General features: G+C 68.8%; 13 protein-coding genes. 12 read left to right on the forward strand and 1 reads right to left on the reverse strand.

The genetic code is table 11. From position 1 onward, the window contains the following. Positions 1-5: 5 nt before the first annotated feature. The 11 genes from ABWV20_RS00385 to tuf all read left to right on the forward strand — a co-directional run bounded on the left by ABWV20_RS00385 (position 6) and on the right by tuf (position 16,738). The gene (locus tag ABWV20_RS00385; protein ID WP_353352773.1) at positions 6-506 is read left to right on the forward strand and encodes an Rv1363c family protein; all 501 of its coding nucleotides are present in this window, start codon (positions 6-8) and stop codon (positions 504-506) included. Then, complete coding sequence (locus ABWV20_RS00390; RefSeq protein WP_353352774.1) at positions 490-1,203, forward strand: hypothetical protein; 714 nt, start codon at positions 490-492, stop codon at positions 1,201-1,203. Before ABWV20_RS00385 ends, ABWV20_RS00390 begins: the two co-directional genes overlap by 17 nt. Positions 1,204-1,250: 47 nt before the next feature. Further along, positions 1,251-2,210 carry a nitrilase-related carbon-nitrogen hydrolase gene (locus tag ABWV20_RS00395; RefSeq protein WP_353352775.1) on the forward strand — a complete coding sequence of 320 codons (960 nt, stop codon included), beginning with the start codon at positions 1,251-1,253 and terminating at the stop codon, positions 2,208-2,210. A gap of 9 nt (positions 2,211-2,219) precedes the next feature. Next, on the forward strand, positions 2,220-3,242 hold the full coding sequence (locus ABWV20_RS00400; RefSeq protein WP_353352776.1) for an agmatine deiminase family protein: 1,023 nt from the start codon (positions 2,220-2,222) through the stop codon (positions 3,240-3,242). 511 nt (positions 3,243-3,753) lie between these two features. Continuing rightward, positions 3,754-7,209 (forward strand): DNA-directed RNA polymerase subunit beta, encoded by a 3,456-nt coding sequence (gene rpoB, locus ABWV20_RS00405; RefSeq protein WP_353352777.1) that lies wholly within the window; start codon positions 3,754-3,756, stop codon positions 7,207-7,209. 127 nt (positions 7,210-7,336) lie between these two features. Then, positions 7,337-11,236: a DNA-directed RNA polymerase subunit beta' gene (locus tag ABWV20_RS00410; protein WP_353352778.1), complete on the forward strand. Its 3,900-nt coding sequence runs from the start codon at positions 7,337-7,339 to the stop codon at positions 11,234-11,236. 127 nt (positions 11,237-11,363) lie between these two features. Further along, positions 11,364-11,912: a hypothetical protein gene (locus ABWV20_RS00415; RefSeq protein ID WP_353352779.1), complete on the forward strand. Its 549-nt coding sequence runs from the start codon at positions 11,364-11,366 to the stop codon at positions 11,910-11,912. A gap of 414 nt (positions 11,913-12,326) precedes the next feature. After that, entirely contained in the window at positions 12,327-12,701 is a 375-nt protein-coding gene (gene rpsL, locus ABWV20_RS00420) for a 30S ribosomal protein S12 (protein WP_272463801.1), read from the forward strand. Next, positions 12,701-13,171, forward strand: coding sequence for a 30S ribosomal protein S7 (gene rpsG / locus ABWV20_RS00425; RefSeq protein ID WP_353352780.1), 471 nt, complete (start codon positions 12,701-12,703; stop codon positions 13,169-13,171). Before rpsL ends, rpsG begins: the two co-directional genes overlap by 1 nt. Before the next feature lie 122 nt (positions 13,172-13,293). Further along, positions 13,294-15,411 carry an elongation factor G gene (gene fusA, locus ABWV20_RS00430; protein ID WP_353352781.1) on the forward strand — a complete coding sequence of 706 codons (2,118 nt, stop codon included), beginning with the start codon at positions 13,294-13,296 and terminating at the stop codon, positions 15,409-15,411. Between the two features lie 130 nt (positions 15,412-15,541). After that, positions 15,542-16,738, forward strand: a complete 1,197-nt coding sequence (tuf, locus tag ABWV20_RS00435) for an elongation factor Tu (protein ID WP_353352783.1) — start codon at positions 15,542-15,544, stop codon at positions 16,736-16,738. A 102-nt stretch (positions 16,739-16,840) separates the two neighbouring features. Here the strand turns inward: tuf and ABWV20_RS00440 are convergent, their stop codons facing one another. Continuing rightward, complete coding sequence (locus tag ABWV20_RS00440) at positions 16,841-17,788, reverse strand: LLM class flavin-dependent oxidoreductase (protein WP_353352784.1); 948 nt, start codon at positions 17,786-17,788, stop codon at positions 16,841-16,843. Between the two features lie 25 nt (positions 17,789-17,813). On the opposite strand from ABWV20_RS00440, the gene ABWV20_RS00445 reads away from it, so the two are divergent. Continuing rightward, positions 17,814-19,127: a M18 family aminopeptidase gene (locus ABWV20_RS00445; RefSeq protein ID WP_353352786.1), complete on the forward strand. Its 1,314-nt coding sequence runs from the start codon at positions 17,814-17,816 to the stop codon at positions 19,125-19,127. Positions 19,128-19,162: the final 35 nt, after the last annotated feature.

Below are 19,162 nucleotides of genomic sequence, written 5' to 3' on the forward strand. Positions count from 1 at the left end.
CACTCATGACCACGACCACACGACGCCGAACCGGCCCGGCGCTCTGGGCGGTCGCCCTCATCCTCGCCCTCGCGGCGACCACGGTTGCGGCCACGCTGGGCCGCACTGCATGGGAGCGCACCCAGGCGGGCGCGGCCCGCGCGGAGGCGCTCGCCGCAGGACGGCAGCTCGCCGTCAACTTCGTCACGCTTGACGCGAGCACCTTCGCGGCCGACACGGGACGCGTCGTCGCCGGTGCGACCGGTGAGTTCAAGGAACAGTACGAAGGCGCCCTCGACGAGCTCAAACCGGTCGTCGAGGGCAACAAGACCGTCTCCACCGTGGAGCGCGCGGAGGCGGCCTACGTCTCGGGCGACAGCGACTCGGCCGTGGTCCTCGTCGGACTCGTCGCGCCCACGACGAACACCGCAACCGAGGAACCCGAGAAGAAGACGTACCGGATCCGGCTCGACCTCGAGAAGGCCGGCGACTCCTGGAAGGTGAGCTCCCTTGACTTCGTCAGCTGACGTCCGCCGGAACCGGACGGAAGGCCGGTCGGCCACGTCCCCACGCCGCCGCGTCGCGGGATCGAGGCGGTCCACGACGCCAGCCGGGGCGGCGCACCCACCCCCGCCCCGGCTGGTCGACCGTCGGGCCCGCCAGCGGCCACAGCCGGCCGACCAGCCGGCCGACCAACCGGCCGGCGCGGCCCCCGAGAAGCCGGCCCGGCGGCATACGGCCATCAGTCTGTGGCGGCCGCTTCTCCCGCTCGTCCTCGCGGCGGGCCTCCTCGCCCTCACGCTCGGCTACTCCCTACGCCCCGCGCTGACCGACGCGGACCGGTCGGCCGCCGTCGGCTCGGCCCGGACGACCCTCGAGTCGGTGCTCAGCTACAGCGGGACGACCTTCGACGAGCACGTCGCCGAGGTCGCGCCCCTCCTCGCGGCGCCCTTCAAGGACGAGTTCACGCAGGTCGCGCGCACCGACATCAAGCCCCTGGCGGTGAAGAACGAGGCGACGGTCCAGGCCAGGGTCCAGGAGGCCGGCATCATGGCCACGACGGGCGACGGGGGTCCCGGGACCGTGGTCCGCGTGATGGCCTTCGTCAACCAGGCGACCACCTCGACGGCGCAGCGGACGCCGGCGATCGACCAGAACCGGGTCATCGCGACGATGACCAAGGTGGGCGACCGCTGGCTGCTGAGCGCTCTCGAGGCCTACTGACCCGTCGGGTCGTCGGGAGTGCCTGCCGGGGGTGGATACTGCGGGGCGTGAAACTGATCCAGGCCAACGCTGTCCCTGAATCCCTCGCCCGTGTCGACGAGCCGGCCACCCCGCCCGTCCGCGTCGGGCTCGTCCAGCACCAGTGGGTCGACGACCCCGACGCCCTCGTGGAGACCCTGCGGGACGGCGTCCGAACGGCGGCCGAGGCCGGCGCGAGGATCGTCTTCCTGCCTGAGCTGACCCTCTCGCGCTACCCGGCGGACACGATGCCCACCGGCACGCCGAGCGAGCTCGCCGAGGACCTCGAGACGGGACCGACGGTGGCCTTCGCCCGGGACGCGGCCCGCGACTTCGGCGTCCACGTCCACGCGTCGCTCTACGAGCGCGCCGACGACGGCGATGGGCTCGGTTTCAACACGGCGGTCATCGTCGCGCCGTCCGGCGAGATCGTCGCCCGGACCCGCAAGACCCACATCCCGGTCACCGCCGGCTACTACGAGGACAAGTACTTCCGTCCGGGGCCGGCCGAGAACGCCTACCCGGTCGTCGACCTCGAGGAGCAGGGGATGCGCCTCGGGCTGCCCACCTGCTGGGACGAGTGGTTCCCGGAGGTGGCACGGCTCTACTCGCTGGCCGGAGCCCAGGTCCTCTGCTACCCGACCGCGATCGGCTCCGAGCCCGACCATCCGCAGTTCGACACCCAACCCCTGTGGCAGCAGGTCATCGTCGGCAACGGCATCGCCAACGGGCTCTTCATGGTGGTCCCCAACCGCTGCGGCACCGAAGGGCTGATCACCTTCTACGGATCCTCGTTCATCTCCGACCCGTACGGCCGCATCCTCGTCCAGGCCCCGCGCGACGAGGCGGCCGTGCTCGTGGCCGACCTCGACCTCGCCCAGCGGCAGGACTGGCTCGACCTCTTCCCGTTCCTGGCCACGCGCCGCCCGGACTCGTACCGGGCGCTCGTCGAGCCGATCCGCCCCGAGCACCGCCGTGACGCCGGCTGAGGGGGCCTCGTGACGGGCTGGCGGATGCCGGCGGAGACCGCTCCGCACGAGTGCACGTGGATGGCGTGGCCGAGCCAGGGCTACACCCTCGGGGACACCCCCGAGGAGGTCGCCAGGGCACGTCTGACCTGGGCAGCCGTCGCCAACGCCGTCATCGAGTTCGAGCCGGTGCGGATGGTCGTCGTCCCGGACGACGTCGCCGTGGCGCGCCGGCACCTGCACCCCGATGTCGAGCTGATCCCGGCAGCCCTCGACGACGCGTGGATGCGCGACATCGGGCCGACCTTCGTGATCGGGGACGACGGTCGACTCGGCGCGGTGGACTGGGTCTTCAACGGGTGGGGCGCCCAGCCCTGGGCGTCGTGGGAGCACGACGCCCGGATCGGCGCCCTCGTCGCCGGCCGGACGCCCGCCGAGCTCATCCCGTCGTCGCTGGTCAACGAGGGCGGCGGGATCCACGTCGACGGCCTCGGCACGGTGCTGCTCACCGAGACCGTCCAGCTCGACCCCGGCCGCAACCCCGCGCTCACCAGGGCCGACGTCGAGGCCGAGCTGTCCCGAACGATCGGGACGACGCACGCGATCTGGCTGCCCCGGGGGCTGACGCGGGACTACGACGAGTTCGGGACGCGGGGCCATGTCGACATCGTCGCGACCATCCCCGCGCCGGGGGTGCTGCTGCTGCACGAGCAGGGGGACCCGGCACACCCGGACCACGCCGTCTCCGCCGAGCTGCGTGAGCTGCTGTCCGATGCGCGCGACGCGAGGGGGGAGCGGTTCGAGGTCGTCGGCGTGCCGGCGCCGCGCCGGCTCAGCGATGCGGAGGGCCCGGTCGACTGGTCCTATATCAACCACCTCGTCGTCAACGGTGGGGTCATCGCGTGCACCTACGACGACGAGCAGGACGAGCGAGCCCTCGGGATCCTCGCCGACGCCTACCCCGGGCGGCGGGTCGTGGGCGTGGACGCGCGACCCCTCTTCGACCGGGGCGGCGGCATCCACTGCATCACCCAGCAGCAGCCCGCCGTCTGACCCGACCTGTCGAGTGCGCAGCTGCTGCCGCAGTGCGCCCCGGTGCGCCCCGGTGCGCCCCGGTGCGCCCCGGTGCGCCCCGGCACGAGCTGCGCACTCGATCGGTGAGGGCCCGAGGTCCGGGCTCGCAAGGGGCACCCGAGGCCGCCGCGGCGCGGCACAACGGGCGGTTTGCACCATCTCGATGCAGCTACTGACGAGAAGGGCTTGACGTGGCGACGCGGGGGGGCCATATTCGTCGCGTTCCTCCACGGGACTCCCGGTCCGGGAAGTGTCGAGGTCTGCGACCTCCGCCTCTTGACCCGGCTGGACACTCCTGCCCTTTGTGGGTAGGCTAGGCCTTTGCGCTGCCCATGCCCTCGCTACACGACCCCCAGTCGCGTCCTTCGCCGTGCCGCCAGCACGGACCTCGCCCTGGGACCCGTGTGTCGAGCCATGCGTGGCGGAGACGACGAATACGAAAAGGCCCGTGGAAGGACCCTCCTTGGCTGCCGCGCGTACTGCGACGAACATGTCCACTGCACAGACTGCCTCCGGGCGTCTGTCCTTCGCGAAGATTCGCGAACCCCTCGAGGTCCCCGACCTCCTGGCCCTTCAGACGGAGAGCTTTGACTGGCTGCTCGGCAACGAGCGGTGGCAGGCTCGCGTCGCCGCGGCCAAGGCCGAGGGCCGCACTGATGTCCCTGACCGTTCCGGCCTCGAGGAGATATTCGAGGAGATCTCCCCGATCGAGGACTTCAGCGGCTCGATGTCGCTGTCGTTCCGCGACCACCGTTTCGAGGAGACGCGCAAGACGATCGAGGCGTGCAAGGAGCGCGACCAGACCTACGACGCCCCGCTGTTCGTGACCGCCGAGTTCATGAACGCCCAGACCGGTGAGATCAAGAGCCAGACGGTCTTCATGGGTGACTTCCCGCTGATGACCGAGCGCGGCACCTTCATCATCAACGGCACCGAGCGTGTCGTCGTCTCGCAGCTCGTCCGCAGCCCGGGCGTCTACTTCGAACGCACCCCCGACAAGACGTCCGACAAGGACATCTACACGTCGAAGATCATCCCGAGCCGCGGCGCGTGGCTCGAGTTCGAGATCGACAAGCGCGACATGGTCGGCGTCCGCGTCGACCGCAAGCGCAAGCAGTCCGTCACCGTGCTCCTCAAGGCGCTCGGCTGGACCGAGGCCCAGATCCTCGAGGAGTTCGGCGAGTTCGAGTCGATGCGCCTGACCCTCGAGAAGGACCACACGCAGGGCCAGGACGACGCGCTGCTCGACATCTACCGCAAGCTGCGTCCGGGCGAGCCGCCGACCAAGGAGGCCGCGCAGACCCTGCTCGACAACCTCTACTTCAACCCCAAGCGCTACGACCTGGCCAAGGTCGGTCGCTACAAGATCAACAAGAAGCTCGGGCTCGACTCCTCGATCAACGACTCGACGCTCGCGATCGACGACATCGTCGCGACGATCAAGTTCATCGTCGCGCTCCACGACGGCCGTGACTCGATGCAGGGCGTCAAGAACGGCGAGCAGATCGACGTGCGCGTCGAGGTCGACGACATCGACCACTTCGGCAACCGTCGCCTCCGCTCCGTCGGCGAGCTCATCCAGAACCAGGTCCGCACCGGACTGTCCCGGATGGAGCGTGTCGTCCGCGAGCGCATGACGACGCAGGACGTCGAGGCGATCACCCCGCAGACCCTGATCAACATCCGCCCCGTGGTGGCGTCGATCAAGGAGTTCTTCGGCACGTCGCAGCTGTCGCAGTTCATGGACCAGAACAACCCGCTCGCGGGTCTGACGCACAAGCGTCGTCTGTCCGCGCTCGGCCCGGGTGGTATCTCCCGGGACCGGGCCCAGATGGAGGTCCGCGACGTCCACCACTCGCACTACGGCCGCATGTGCCCGATCGAGACGCCGGAAGGCCCGAACATCGGGCTGATCGGCTCCCTCGCCTCGTACGGACGGATCAACGCGTTCGGCTTCATCGAGACGCCCTACCGCAAGGTCAACAAGGGTGTCGTCAGCGACGAGGTGCACTACCTCTCGGCTGACGAGGAGGACAAGTTCGTCGTCGCCCAGGCCAACGCGGCGGTCGACGACAAGGGCCGCTTCTCCGAGGAGCGCGTCCTCGTCCGCACCAAGGGCGGCGAGGTCGAGCTCGTCCCGGCCGAGGACGTCGACTACATGGACGTCTCCCCGCGCCAGATGGTGTCGGCCGCGACGGCGATGATCCCGTTCCTCGAGCACGACGACGCCAACCGCGCCCTCATGGGTGCCAACATGCAACGTCAGGCCGTCCCGCTCGTCAAGAGCGAGGCCCCGCTCGTCGGCACCGGCATGGAGTTCCGTGCCGCGCTCGACTCCGGTGACGTCGTCCGCGCCGACAAGGCCGGCGCCGTCCAGGAGGTCTCCGCCGACCTGGTCACCGTCGCCAACGACGACGGCACCTACCAGACGTACCGGATCGCCAAGTTCGCCCGGTCCAACCAGGGCACGAGCTACAACCAGGTCGTCGTCGTCAACGAGGGCGACCGGGTCGAGGCCGGCGACGTCATCGCCGACGGTCCGGCGACCGACGGCGGCGAGATGGCCCTCGGGCGCAACCTCCTCGTCGCGTTCATGTCGTGGGAGGGGCACAACTACGAGGACGCGATCATCCTCAGCCAGCGGCTCGTCCAGGACGACGTCCTCTCCTCGATCCACATCGAGGAGCACGAGGTCGACGCCCGGGACACGAAGCTCGGCCCGGAGGAGATCACGCGGGACATCCCCAACGTCTCCGAGGACGTCCTGGCCGACCTCGACGAGCGCGGCATCATCCGCGTCGGCGCCGAGGTCCGCGACGGTGACCTGCTCGTCGGCAAGGTGACCCCCAAGGGCGAGACCGAGCTGACCCCGGAGGAGCGGCTGCTGCGCGCGATCTTCGGTGAGAAGGCCCGCGAGGTCCGCGACACGTCCCTCAAGGTCCCGCACGGCGAGACCGGCACCGTCATCGGCGTCAAGGAGTTCCGCGCCGACATGGGCGACGACCTGCCCCCGGGCGTCAACCAGCTCGTCCGCGTCTACGTCGCCAACAAGCGCAAGATCACCGACGGTGACAAGCTCGCCGGCCGGCACGGCAACAAGGGTGTCATCTCCAAGATCCTGCCGGTCGAGGACATGCCGTTCCTCGAGGACGGCACGCCGGTCGACGTCATCCTCAACCCGCACGGTGTGCCGCGACGGATGAACCTCGGCCAGATCCTCGAGCTGCACCTCGGCTGGGCCGCCAACCGCGGCTGGAAGATCGAGGGCAACCCCGAGTGGGCCAAGCAGATCCCGGCCGACGCGCACGAGGCGGCACCGGGCTCGCGGGTGGCGACGCCGGTCTTCGACGGTGCGTCCGAGGAGGTCGTCACCGGCCTGCTCGACTCGACGCTGCGGACCCGCGACGGCGTGCGCCTCATCGACGCGTCGGGCAAGACCCGGCTCTTCGACGGCCGCTCCGGCGAGCCGTTCCCCGAGCCGGTGGCGGTGGGCTACATGTACATCCTCAAGCTCCACCACCTCGTCGACGACAAGATCCACGCTCGCTCGACGGGCCCGTACTCGATGATCACCCAGCAGCCGCTCGGCGGTAAGGCCCAGTTCGGTGGCCAGCGCTTCGGTGAGATGGAGGTCTGGGCGCTCGAGGCCTACGGCGCGGCCTACACGCTGCAGGAGCTGCTGACGATCAAGTCCGACGACGTGCCCGGTCGCGTCAAGGTCTACGAGGCCATCGTCAAGGGCGAGAACATCCCCGACTCGGGCATCCCGGAGTCGTTCAAGGTCCTCCTCAAGGAGATGCAGTCGCTGTGTCTCAACGTCGAGGTCCTGAACTCCGAGGGCACCACCATCGAGATGAAGGAATCCGACGAGGAGGTCTTCCGCGCAGCGGAGGAGCTCGGCATCGACCTGAGCCGGCGTGAGCCGTCCAGCGTCGAAGAGGTCTGAGAAGACGGCCAACCACACGACAAGCGGTCCGTATGCCGCTGGGCCAGCTCAGCGGCATACGGCACCTTGAGTCAACGAATCCCACTCAGACCAAAGACTTAACGAGAGTTACGAGAGAAGGAACCACGTGCTCGACGTCAACTTCTTCGACGAGCTGCGCATCGGCCTTGCCACGGCGGAGGACATCCGCCAGTGGAGCCACGGCGAGGTCAAGAAGCCGGAGACCATCAACTACCGCACCCTGAAGCCGGAGAAGGAGGGCCTGTTCTGCGAGCGCATCTTCGGCCCCACCCGGGACTGGGAGTGCAACTGCGGCAAGTACAAGCGGGTCCGCTTCAAGGGCATCATCTGTGAGCGCTGTGGCGTCGAGGTCACGCGCGCCAAGGTGCGCCGCGAGCGGATGGGCCACATCGAGCTCGCCGCCCCCGTCACCCACATCTGGTACTTCAAGGGCGTCCCGTCACGCCTCGGGTACCTCCTCGACCTCGCCCCGAAGGACCTCGAGAAGGTCATCTACTTCGCGGCCTACATGATCACGTCCGTCGACGAGGAGCAGCGCCACCAGGACCTGCCCTCGCTCGAGGCGCAGATCCAGGTCGAGAAGAAGGAGATCGAGAACCGCCGCGACGCCGACGTCGAGGCCCGCGCGCAGAAGCTCGAGCAGGACATCGCCGCGCTCGAGGCCGAGGGCGCCAAGGCCGACGCCAAGCGCAAGGTCCGCGACTCCGCCGAGCGTGAGATGAACGCGATCCGTCGTCGCGCCGACCAGCAGGTCGAGCGGCTCGAGCAGGTCTGGGACCGCTTCAAGAACCTCAAGGTCCAGGACCTCGAGGGTGACGAGATCCTCTACCGCGAGATGCGGGACCGGTTCGGTCTCTACTTCGAGGGCGGCATGGGCGCCGCCGCGATCCAGAAGCGGCTCCAGTCCTTCGACCTCGACGCCGAGGCGGACTCCCTCCAAGAGATCATCGCCACCGGCAAGGGCCAGAAGAAGACCCGCGCCATCAAGCGGCTCAAGGTCGTCAACGCGTTCCAGATGACGACGAACCACCCGACCGGCATGGTCCTCGACGCGATCCCGGTCATCCCGCCGGACCTGCGCCCGATGGTCCAGCTCGACGGTGGCCGCTTCGCGACGTCGGACCTCAACGACCTCTACCGTCGCGTCATCAACCGCAACAACCGCCTCAAGCGGCTGCTCGACCTCGGCGCGCCCGAGATCATCGTCAACAACGAGAAGCGGATGCTCCAGGAGGCCGTCGACAGCCTCTTCGACAACGGCCGTCGTGGTCGCCCGGTCACAGGCCCCGGCAACCGTCCGCTCAAGTCGCTGTCCGACATGCTCAAGGGCAAGCAGGGCCGGTTCCGCCAGAACCTCCTCGGCAAGCGCGTCGACTACTCCGGCCGTTCGGTCATCGTCGTCGGCCCGCAGCTGAAGCTGCACCAGTGCGGCCTGCCGAAGCAGATGGCGCTCGAGCTGTTCAAGCCGTTCGTGATGAAGCGCCTGGTCGACCTCGACCACGCCCAGAACATCAAGTCGGCCAAGCGCATGGTCGAGCGCGCCCGCCCGGTCGTGTGGGACGTCCTCGAAGAGGTCATCACCGAGCACCCCGTGTTGCTCAACCGCGCACCGACGCTGCACCGCCTCGGCATCCAGGCGTTCGAGCCGCAGCTCGTCGAGGGCAAGGCCATCCAGATCCACCCGCTCGTCTGCTCGGCCTTCAACGCCGACTTCGACGGTGACCAGATGGCCGTGCACGTGCCGCTGTCGGCGGAGGCCCAGGCTGAGGCCCGGATCCTCATGCTGTCGAGCAACAACATCCTCAAGCCGGCTGACGGTCGCCCCGTGACCATGCCGACACAGGACATGATCACCGGCATCTTCCACCTGACCGAGCTGGTCGACGGTGGGGGTCTGGGTGCGGGTCGTGCCTTCTCGTCCCCGGCGGAGGCCCGGATGGCCTTCGACCGCGGCGAGATCGAGCTCGGCTCGTCGGTCAAGCTGCGCCTGACTGATGTCGTGCCCCCGGCCGGCTACGAGCTGCCCGAGGGCGTCGAGCCGGACGAGAACGGCCTGGTCCCGTCGCTCATCATCGAGACGAGCCTCGGCCGGGCGATCTTCAACGACACCCTGCCGGTGGACTACCCGTTCATCAACAAGGCCGTCGACCGCAAGAGCCTCTCGGCGATCGTCAACGACCTCGCGGAGCGCTACTCCAAGGTCCAGGTCGCCGCGTCGCTCGACGCCCTGAAGGAGGCCGGTTTCCACTGGGCCACCCGGTCGGGCAGCACCGTCGCGATCGCCGACGTCACGACGCCGGGCAACAAGACCGAGATCCTCGAGGCCTACGAGACGAAGGCCGCCAAGGTCCAGACCCAGTACGAGCGCGGTCTGATCACCGACGACGAGCGCCGTCAGGAGCTCGTCGAGATCTGGACCCAGGCGTCCAACCAGGTCGCCAAGGAGATGGAGACCAACTTCCCGCGGACCAACCCGATCTACCGGATGGTGTCCTCGGGTGCGGGTGGTAACTGGTTCCAGATCCGTCAGATCGCCGGGATGCGAGGCCTGATGGCCAACCCGAAGGGTGAGATCATCCCGCGGCCGATCAAGGCGAACTTCCGTGAGGGCCTGACCGTGCTGGAGTTCTTCATCTCCACCCACGGTGCCCGCAAGGGTCTGGCCGACACCGCGCTCCGCACGGCTGACTCGGGCTACCTGACGCGTCGTCTCGTCGACGTCTCCCAGGACGTCATCATCCGCGAGGAGGACTGCGGCACCGACCGCGGCCTGACGCTGCCGATCGCCCAGGTCAACGAGACGACGGGCACGCGCACCCTCTCGGAGGTCGTCGAGGCCTCGATCTACGCCCGCACGCTGGCTGAGGACGTCACCGACGCCGAGGGCACCGTGCTGGCCGAGGCGGGCATCGACCTCGGTGACGTCGTCATCGGCGCGCTCTACGCCGCAGGCATCGACTCGGTCAAGATCCGCTCGGTGCTCACGTGCGACTCCAAGGTCGGCACGTGCGCGAAGTGCTACGGCCGCTCCCTGGCGACGGGCAAGCTCGTCGACATCGGCGAGGCCGTCGGCATCATCGCGGCGCAGTCGATCGGTGAGCCGGGCACGCAGCTGACGATGCGGACCTTCCACACGGGTGGTGCGGCTGCGGCGGACGACATCACCCAGGGTCTGCCGCGTGTCGTCGAGCTCTTCGAGGCCCGCACGCCCAAGGGTGTCGCCCCGATCGCCGAGGCCACCGGCCGCATCGAGATCGAGGACACCGACAAGGCGCGTCGCATCCTGCTCACGCCGGACGACGGCTCGGAGCAGCACGCCTACCCGGTGAGCAAGCGCTCGCGCCTGCTCGTCCAGGACGGTGACCACGTCACGGTCGGCACCAAGCTCGTCCAGGGCGCCATCGACCCGAAGCAGGTGCTGCGCATCCTCGGTCCGCGGGCCGCCCAGAAGCACCTCGTCGACGAGGTGCAGACGGTGTACCGCCAGCAGGGTGTGTCGATCCACGACAAGCACATCGAGGTCATCGTGCGCCAGATGCTGCGTCGGGTGACGATCATCGAGGCCGGCGACGCCGACCTGCTCCCGGGCGAGCTCGCCGAGCGCGGCCGCTTCGAGGAGGAGAACCGCAAGGTGATGGCCGAGGGTGGGCGCCCCGCTGCGGGTCGTCCGGAACTCATGGGCATCACCAAGGCGTCCCTCGCGACCGAGTCGTGGCTGTCGGCCGCTTCGTTCCAGGAGACCACGCGTGTCCTCACGCAGGCCGCCATGGAGGCGAAGTCCGACCCGCTGCTCGGCCTCAAGGAGAACGTCATCCTCGGAAAGCTCATCCCCGCCGGGACTGGCCTGCCGCGCTACCGCAACATCAAGGTGGAGCCGACCGAGGAGGCCAAGGCCGCCATGTACTCGCTGCCGAGCTACGACGCGTACGACTACGCGAGCTTCGGCACGGGCACCGGCGAGGCCATCCGTCTCGACGACGAGGCGCTGGGGCTCGACAAGCTCTGACCGCACCGTCACCGGCCGACACGAGGCCGTATGCCGCTGGGCTGGGACCGCGCACAGGCGCAGTCCCAGCCCAGCGGGCTCTCCGGTTGACGGGTGGGGGCGGGCAGCCGATGGATAGGGTGCTGGCATGAGCGACGCAGCCCCCCTCGACAGCACGGTCGAGAGCCCTTCAGAGTCCGAAGCCACGCCGGCCCCTGCCACGGTCATCGTGCTGACCGAGGAGGCCCTCAAGCCGGTTGACGTGGACAAGATCGTCGGTCTGCATGCCGGGGACGACGTCGAGGAGACGTATCGGGTGCTCGTGCCGGCCGACACGGACCGCAACATGCTCAGCGCGTTCCTCAACCACCTCAGCCTCTTCGAGATGCGCGAGGCCCTGGAGTCGCTCAAGCCGGTCGACCGCGAGGGCGCCCACGCCGACGCGCGGACGGCGCTCGCGAAGAGCCTCGAGCAGTTCGAGCAGCGCGGGCTCACGGTGACGGGTGAGGTGACCGGTGACGACCCGATGCCGACCCTCGTCGCGGAGGTCGAGCGCCTGAACGCCCGCGAGGTCGTCGTCGTCACCGAGCCGCATGCCGTCGAGGACACCTTCCACACCGACTGGGCCTCGCGGGCTCGGGAGGTGCTCGGCCTGCCGGTGCTGCACATCTACGCGGGGGACTGGCGTCTCGGCTGACCGACGGCCTGAGGAGTGACCGAGCCCCAGCGGGTGAGGGCGCTGCCCGGGGGAGCGAGCCCAGCGGCATACGGCATCCGGGCGGTCAAGGCAAGGGTGACGGATTTGGTCGGCGTGCAACACGCCGGTACGCTTGAACACTGTGTCTGAGACATGCGCTCAGGCATGCGCGATGACGGCTTCGGTGCCCTGTCCGCCGGCCACGGCCAGCGCGACATCACTGTGGTCCAGAGCGAACCTCTCGCCGGGCAATCCACCAGGGTCAGTTGTACCCCAGTGGGGAGTGCAGGGGGGAGAACCGGTTCAGTGACTTCCGCGGGACACACCCGAGCGCGGGGGTCGGGAAGCCGAACAGCCAAGGAGTCGGCCCAGCAGGGTCGGCACGACAACAAGCAACGTTATGGAGTAACCAGGTTGCCTACCATCAACCAGCTGGTCCGCAAGGGCCGCGAGGACAAGGCCTCCAAGGCCAAGACCCCGGCGCTCAAGGGCTCGCCCCAGCGCCGCGGTGTGTGCACCCGCGTGTACACCACCACCCCCAAGAAGCCGAACTCCGCCCTCCGCAAGGTCGCCCGTGTCCGCCTCAGCAGCGGCATCGAGGTCACGGCCTACATCCCCGGCGTCGGCCACAACCTTCAGGAGCACTCGATCGTGCTCGTCCGCGGTGGTCGTGTGAAGGACCTCCCCGGTGTTCGCTACAAGATCGTCCGCGGCACCCTCGACACCCAGGGTGTCAAGGGCCGCAAGCAGGCTCGCAGCCGTTACGGTGCGAAGAAGGAGAAGGGCTGATGCCTCGTAAGGGACCCGCTCCGAAGCGTCCGCTGGTCGTCGACCCGGTCTACTCCAGCCCGCTCGTGACGCAGCTCGTCAACAAGATCCTCCTCGACGGCAAGAAGTCGATCGCCGAGACGATCGTCTACGGCGCCCTCGAGGGCTGCCGCCAGAAGACCGGCAGCGACCCGGTCGCCACGCTCAAGCGCGCGCTCGACAACGTCAAGCCGGCCATGGAGGTCAAGTCCCGCCGTGTCGGTGGCGCCACCTATCAGGTGCCGATCGAGGTCAAGCCGGGCCGCAGCACGACGCTGGCCCTGCGCTGGCTCGTCGGCTACGCCCGTCAGCGTCGCGAGAAGACGATGACCGAGCGCCTCATGAACGAGATCCTCGACGCGTCCAACGGCCTCGGCGCCGCGGTCAAGCGTCGCGAGGACACGCACAAGATGGCCGAGTCCAACAAGGCCTTCGCGCACTACCGCTGGTGACAGCGGGCCGGTGGTGTGCCGCTGGGCCAGCTCGGCGGCACACCCCCGGGACCGAGCCCTGCCGTGCTCACGCCGGCTCGGCTCCCGCAGATTTCCCACACGAATGAGATGAGACAACTGACGTGGCACTCGACGTCCTGACGGACCTCAAGCAGGTCCGCAACATCGGCATCATGGCGCACATCGACGCCGGCAAGACGACGACGACCGAGCGTGTGCTCTTCTACACCGGAGTCAACCGCAAGATCGGCGAGACGCACGACGGTGCGTCGACGACCGACTGGATGGAGCAGGAGAAGGAGCGCGGCATCACCATCACGTCCGCGGCCGTCACCTGCTTCTGGGAAGGCTCCCAGATCAACATCATCGACACGCCCGGCCACGTCGACTTCACGGTCGAGGTCGAGCGGTCGCTGCGCGTCCTCGACGGCGCGGTCGCCGTCTTCGACGGCAAGGAGGGCGTCGAGCCCCAGTCCGAGACCGTGTGGCGGCAGGCCGACAAGTACGACGTCCCGCGCGTGTGCTTCGTCAACAAGATGGACAAGCTCGGTGCGGACTTCTACTTCACCGTGCAGACGATCAAGGACCGTCTCGGCGCGGAGCCGCTCGTGCTCCAGCTGCCGATCGGCTCCGAGAGCGAGTTCGTCGGCGTCGTCGACCTCATCTACATGCGCGCCCTCGTCTGGCCGGGCGACGCCAAGGGTGACGTGACGATGGGCGCCAAGTACGAGATCCAGGAGATCCCGGCCGACCTCAAGGAGAAGGCCGAGGAGTACCGCCACCAGCTCGTTGAGCGCGTCGCGGAGTCCGACGACGACCTCATGGAGAAGTACCTCGGCGGCGAGGACCTCACGCCCGAGGAGATCAAGGGAGCGATCCGCAAGCTCACCACCTCCTCCGAGCTCTACCCCGTCATCTGCGGGTCGGCGTTCAAGAACCGCGGCGTCCAGCCGATGCTCGACGCGGTCGTCGACTACCTTCCGTCGCCCCTCGACGTGCCCCCGATGATCGGGCACAAGCCCGGGCACGAGGAGGTCGAGATGACCCGCAAGCCGAGCACGGAGGAGCCGTTCTCCGCGCTGGCCTTCAAGGTCGCCTCGCACCCCTTCTTCGGCACGCTGACCTTCATCCGCGTGTACTCCGGGCGCATCGCGGCCGGCAGCCAGGTCATGAACTCGACCAAGGGCAAGAAGGAGCGCATCGGCAAGCTCTTCCAGATGCACGCCAACAAGGAGAACCCGGTCGACGAGGCTCTGGCGGGTCACATCTATGCGGCCATCGGTCTCAAGGACACGACGACCGGTGACACCCTGTGTGACCTGAGCGCCCCGATCGTCCTCGAGTCGATGACGTTCCCCGAGCCGGTCATCCAGGTCGCCATCGAGCCGAAGACCAAGAGCGACCAGGAGAAGCTGTCCACGGCCATCCAGAAGCTCTCCGCCGAGGACCCGACCTTCCAGGTCCACCTCGACGACGAGACCGGCCAGACGATCATCGCCGGCATGGGCGAGCTGCACCTCGACATCCTCGTCGACCGCATGAAGCGCGAGTTCAAGGTCGAGGCCAACGTCGGCAAGCCGCAGGTGGCCTACCGCGAGACCATCCGTCGCGCGGTCGAGAAGTACGACTACACGCACAAGAAGCAGACGGGTGGCTCCGGCCAGTTCGCCAAGGTCCAGGTGACCTTCGAGCCGCTCGTCGACGCCGAGGGCGGCGAGCTCTACGAGTTCGTCAACGCCGTCACCGGTGGCCGCATCCCGCGCGAGTACATCCCGTCGGTCGACGCCGGCATCCAGGACGCGATGCAGTACGGCGTGCTCGCCGGCTACCCGCTCGTCGGGATCAAGGCGACGCTCGTCGACGGCGGCTACCACGACGTCGACTCCTCGGAGATGGCGTTCAAGATCGCCGGTTCGATGGTGCTCAAGGAGGCCGTCCGCAAGGCCGACCCCGTGCTCCTCGAGCCGATGATGGCCGTCGAGGTCCGCACCCCGGAGGACTACATGGGTGACGTCATCGGTGACATCAACTCCCGCCGTGGCCACATCCAGGGCATGGACGACGTCAGCGGCGCCAAGGTCGTCCGCGGTCTCGTCCCCCTGTCCGAGATGTTCGGCTACGTCGGCGACCTGCGGTCCAAGACGCAGGGTCGCGCGAGCTTCTCCATGGAGTTCGACTCCTACGCAGAGGTCCCCAAGGCCGTTGCCGAGGAGATCATCAAGAAGACCCGCGGCGAGTGACTCTCGGGACATCCCCGATAGGCTCTCCCGAGGAATCCAAGGGAAATCACACCCGATTCACAACCCAAACAGCGCCACGTCCTGCCCTGGTCGTACGGCGTAACACTATGAAGTCCTGAGGAGGACCACAGTGGCGAAGGCAAAGTTCGAGCGGACCAAGCCGCACGTCAACATCGGCACCATTGGTCACATCGACCACGGCAAGACGACGCTGACGGCTGCGATCTCCAAGGTCCTGCACGACAAGTACCCGGACCTCAACCCCCAGTTCGCGTTCGAGGACATCGACAAGGCTCCCGAGGAGCGCCAGCGCGGCATCACGATCTCGATCGCCCACATCGAGTACCAGACGGAGGGTCGTCACTACGCCCACGTCGACTGCCCGGGTCACGCTGACTACGTCAAGAACATGATCACGGGTGCTGCTCAGATGGACGGCGCGATCCTCGTGGTCGCCGCGACCGACGGCCCCATGCCGCAGACGCGTGAGCACGTCCTCCTGGCCAAGCAGGTCGGCGTTCCCTACATCGTCGTGGCGCTCAACAAGGCCGACATGGTCGACGACGAGGAGATCCTCGAGCTCGTCGAGATGGAGGTCCGTGAGCTGCTCTCGTCCTACGAGTTCCCGGGCGACGACCTGCCGGTCGTCAAGGTCTCGGCGCTCAAGGCCCTCGAGGGCGACGAGGAGTGGGGCAAGTCGGTCCTCGAGCTCATGGACGCGGTGGACACCTACATCCCCGAGCCCGAGCGCGACATCGACAAGCCGTTCCTCATGCCCGTCGAGGACGTCTTCACGATCACCGGTCGTGGCACGGTCGTCACCGGCCGCATCGAGCGCGGTGTCCTCAAGGTCAACGAGGAGGTCGAGATCGTCGGCATCCACACCGGCGCTCCCACCAAGACCACCGTCACCGGTGTCGAGATGTTCCGCAAGCTCCTCGACGAGGGTCGCGCGGGCGAGAACGTCGGTCTGCTCCTCCGTGGCGTCAAGCGCGAGGACGTCGAGCGTGGCCAGGTCGTCTGCAAGCCGGGCTCGATCACCCCGCACACCGAGTTCGAGGCTCAGGTCTACATCCTGTCCAAGGACGAGGGCGGCCGTCACACGCCGTTCTACGACAACTACCGTCCGCAGTTCTACTTCCGCACCACGGACGTGACGGGTGTCGTGCACCTGCCCGAGGGCACCGAGATGGTCATGCCCGGCGACAACACCGACATGAAGGTCGAGCTCATCCAGCCGATCGCCATGGAGGAGGGCCTCAAGTTCGCCATCCGCGAGGGTGGCCGCACGGTCGGCGCCGGTCGCGTCACCAAGATCCTCAAGTGATCTGCGCCTCGACGCGCAGCTGAGCTGCCGTCGGGGAAGACCTCCGGGAGGGCCCGGTCCGCTTCGGCGGGCCGGGCCCTCCCGCTGTCCGGGGCCGGCCCGTCAGAGCAGCGCGACGGCTCTGCCGACCTCGTGGATCGACTCGACGGTGATCGGGTCGAGGACGAGCTGGGCGTGGACCGCGCCGGCTTCAGCGAGACCCGCGAGGTGCTCGGCGAGCGCTGCGGGCTCGCCGGGGACCGGGTCCACCGCTGTGTTGTGGTCGCCCTCGCCCATGACCCGACCGCGGCCCTTCCCGAACCGCACGAGCACCGCCGCCGTCGCACCCACCTCGGCGGGGCGCCGCCCGGCTTCCTCGGCTGCCGCCTCGACCCGCTCCCGCAGGGCCGCGAAGCCTTCCACGGTGTTGCCGTAGTCGCTCCACCACGTGTTCCACAGGTCGACGTGGGGCAGGCCGATCCGCAGCATCCTCGGGCCGACGGATCCGAGCATGAGCGGCGGGCCGCCGGGTCGGCTCGGCGGTGGGTCGAGGACGCAGTCCTCGACGGCATGGAAGCGGCCACGGACGTCGGACCGCCCCTCCCGGAGGAGCTGCCGGATCACGGTGAAGGCCTCCTCGAAGCGCGCCACCCGCTGGTCGAAGGGGAAACCGAAGGCGCGGTACTCCCGTTCGTTCCATCCGGCGCCCACGCCGAGGACGAGCCGGCCGCCGGAGATGGCGTCCACCGTCGCCGCCATCTTCGCGAGCATGGCGGGGGCATGGAACGACGTCGACGCGACGAACGGCCCGAGCTCGACCCGGGAGGTGACGGTCGCGAGTGCGGCCAGCGAGGTCCACACCTCCCACGGGCCGCGGGTGACCCCGCCGGGCAGGTCGTAGAGCAGGTGGTCCCCGAGCCAGATGGAGTCGAGCCCGACGTCCTCGGCGGCGCGGGCCAGGTCGAACATCTCCGGCCACTCGACGCGTCTCTCGACCTCCGGGAGCTGCACCCCGACCCGCAGGCGGGGGCCCAGGCGGCCGGGGGAGGAGGACGGGCTCGATTCGCTCATGCGCCCATCATCTAAGGTCGCTGACATGCCGCACGCGTTCGACACCGACACCGAAGCCCAGGGACTCATCGACTTCGTCGACGCGTCGCCCACCTCGTTCCACGCGTGCTGGCAGGCGGCGGCCCGGCTCACCGAGGCCGGCTTCAGCGAGGTCGTCGAGTCGGAGCCGTTCCCCACCGAGCCGGGTGCCCACTTCCTCGTGCGCGGCGGCTCACTCATCGCCTGGGACACGAGGGGGGCGTATGCCGCTGGGCTCGGTCCCGCTGCCGGGTTCCGTGTCGTCGGGGCGCACACCGACAGCCCAAACCTTCGGGTCAAGCCCAACCCGGACCACCTCAAGGCCGGTTGGCAGTCGCTCGGTGTCGAGGTCTACGGCGGGCCCCTGCTCAACTCGTGGCTCGACCGGGACCTCGGGGTCGCCGGCCGGGTGTCCGTGCGCGGTGAGGGCAGGGGAGCGGTCGAGTCGCGGCTGTTCCACGACAGCGCTCCGCTCCTGCGGGTGGCCCAGCTCGCGATCCACCTGGACCGCGAGCAGAACGACGGCCTGACGCTCAACCGGCAGCAGCACCTCGAGCCGCTCTGGGGGCTGGGCGACGCGCCCGGCGACTTCCGTGGCTACCTCAGCGAGCAGGTGGGCGTGCCCGCTGCCGACATCCTCGGCTGGGACGTCATGACGCACCCCGTCGAGCCGTCCCGTCGCCTGGGCCGCCGCCGGGAGCTGATCGCCGCGCCGCGTCTCGACAACCTCGCCACGTCCCACGCCGGCGTCCGCGCGCTCGTCCGAGCCGCTGCCACGCAGCCGCAGCGCGTTCCCGTCCTCGTGCTCTTCGACCACGAGGAGATCGGCAGCGTGTCCGAGCGCGGGGCGATGTCGACCCTGCTGCCCTCGGTCCTCGAGCGCCTCGTCCTCGCCGCCGGCGGCTCCCGCGACGACTACTGGCGTGCCCTCGCCGGCACCGTCATCGCGAGCGGCGACATGGCCCATGCGACGCACCCGAACTACGCCGACCGGCACGAGCCGCACCACCACATCGCCGTCAACGGTGGCCCGGTGCTCAAGATCAACAGCAACCTGCGCTATGCGACCGACTCGCTCGGCGAGGCCGCCTTCCGGCTCGCCTGCGAGCAGGCAGGCGTGCCGATGCAGAGCTTCGTCGTCCGCACCGACCTGCCCTGCGGCTCCACCGTCGGGCCGATGACGTCCGCCCTGACCGGGGCCACGACGGTCGACTTCGGGGCGCCGCTGCTCTCGATGCACAGTGCCCGTGAGCTGTGCGGTGCCGACGACCCGGCGATGTACGCCGCCGCGCTGGCCGCCTTCCTCGCGCCGACCCACTGAGCGCTGCCGACTCGGGGGCAGGGAGCGAGCCCCCG

The organism is Intrasporangium sp. DVR (assembly GCF_040365325.1).
In the GTDB taxonomy this organism is placed as follows: domain Bacteria; phylum Actinomycetota; class Actinomycetes; order Actinomycetales; family Dermatophilaceae; genus Intrasporangium.

Coding starts and splice junctions, on each gene's coding strand:
- ABWV20_RS00385 (WP_353352773.1), top strand. CDS start 6: ATGACCACGACCACACGACGCCGAACCGGCCCGGCGCTCTGGGCGGTC.
- rpoB (WP_353352777.1), top strand. CDS start 3,754: ATGTCCACTGCACAGACTGCCTCCGGGCGTCTGTCCTTCGCGAAGATT.
- ABWV20_RS00415 (WP_353352779.1), top strand. CDS start 11,364: ATGAGCGACGCAGCCCCCCTCGACAGCACGGTCGAGAGCCCTTCAGAG.
- rpsG (WP_353352780.1), top strand. CDS start 12,701: ATGCCTCGTAAGGGACCCGCTCCGAAGCGTCCGCTGGTCGTCGACCCG.
- ABWV20_RS00440 (WP_353352784.1), bottom strand. CDS start 17,788: ATGAGCGAATCGAGCCCGTCCTCCTCCCCCGGCCGCCTGGGCCCCCGC.
- ABWV20_RS00445 (WP_353352786.1), top strand. CDS start 17,814: ATGCCGCACGCGTTCGACACCGACACCGAAGCCCAGGGACTCATCGAC.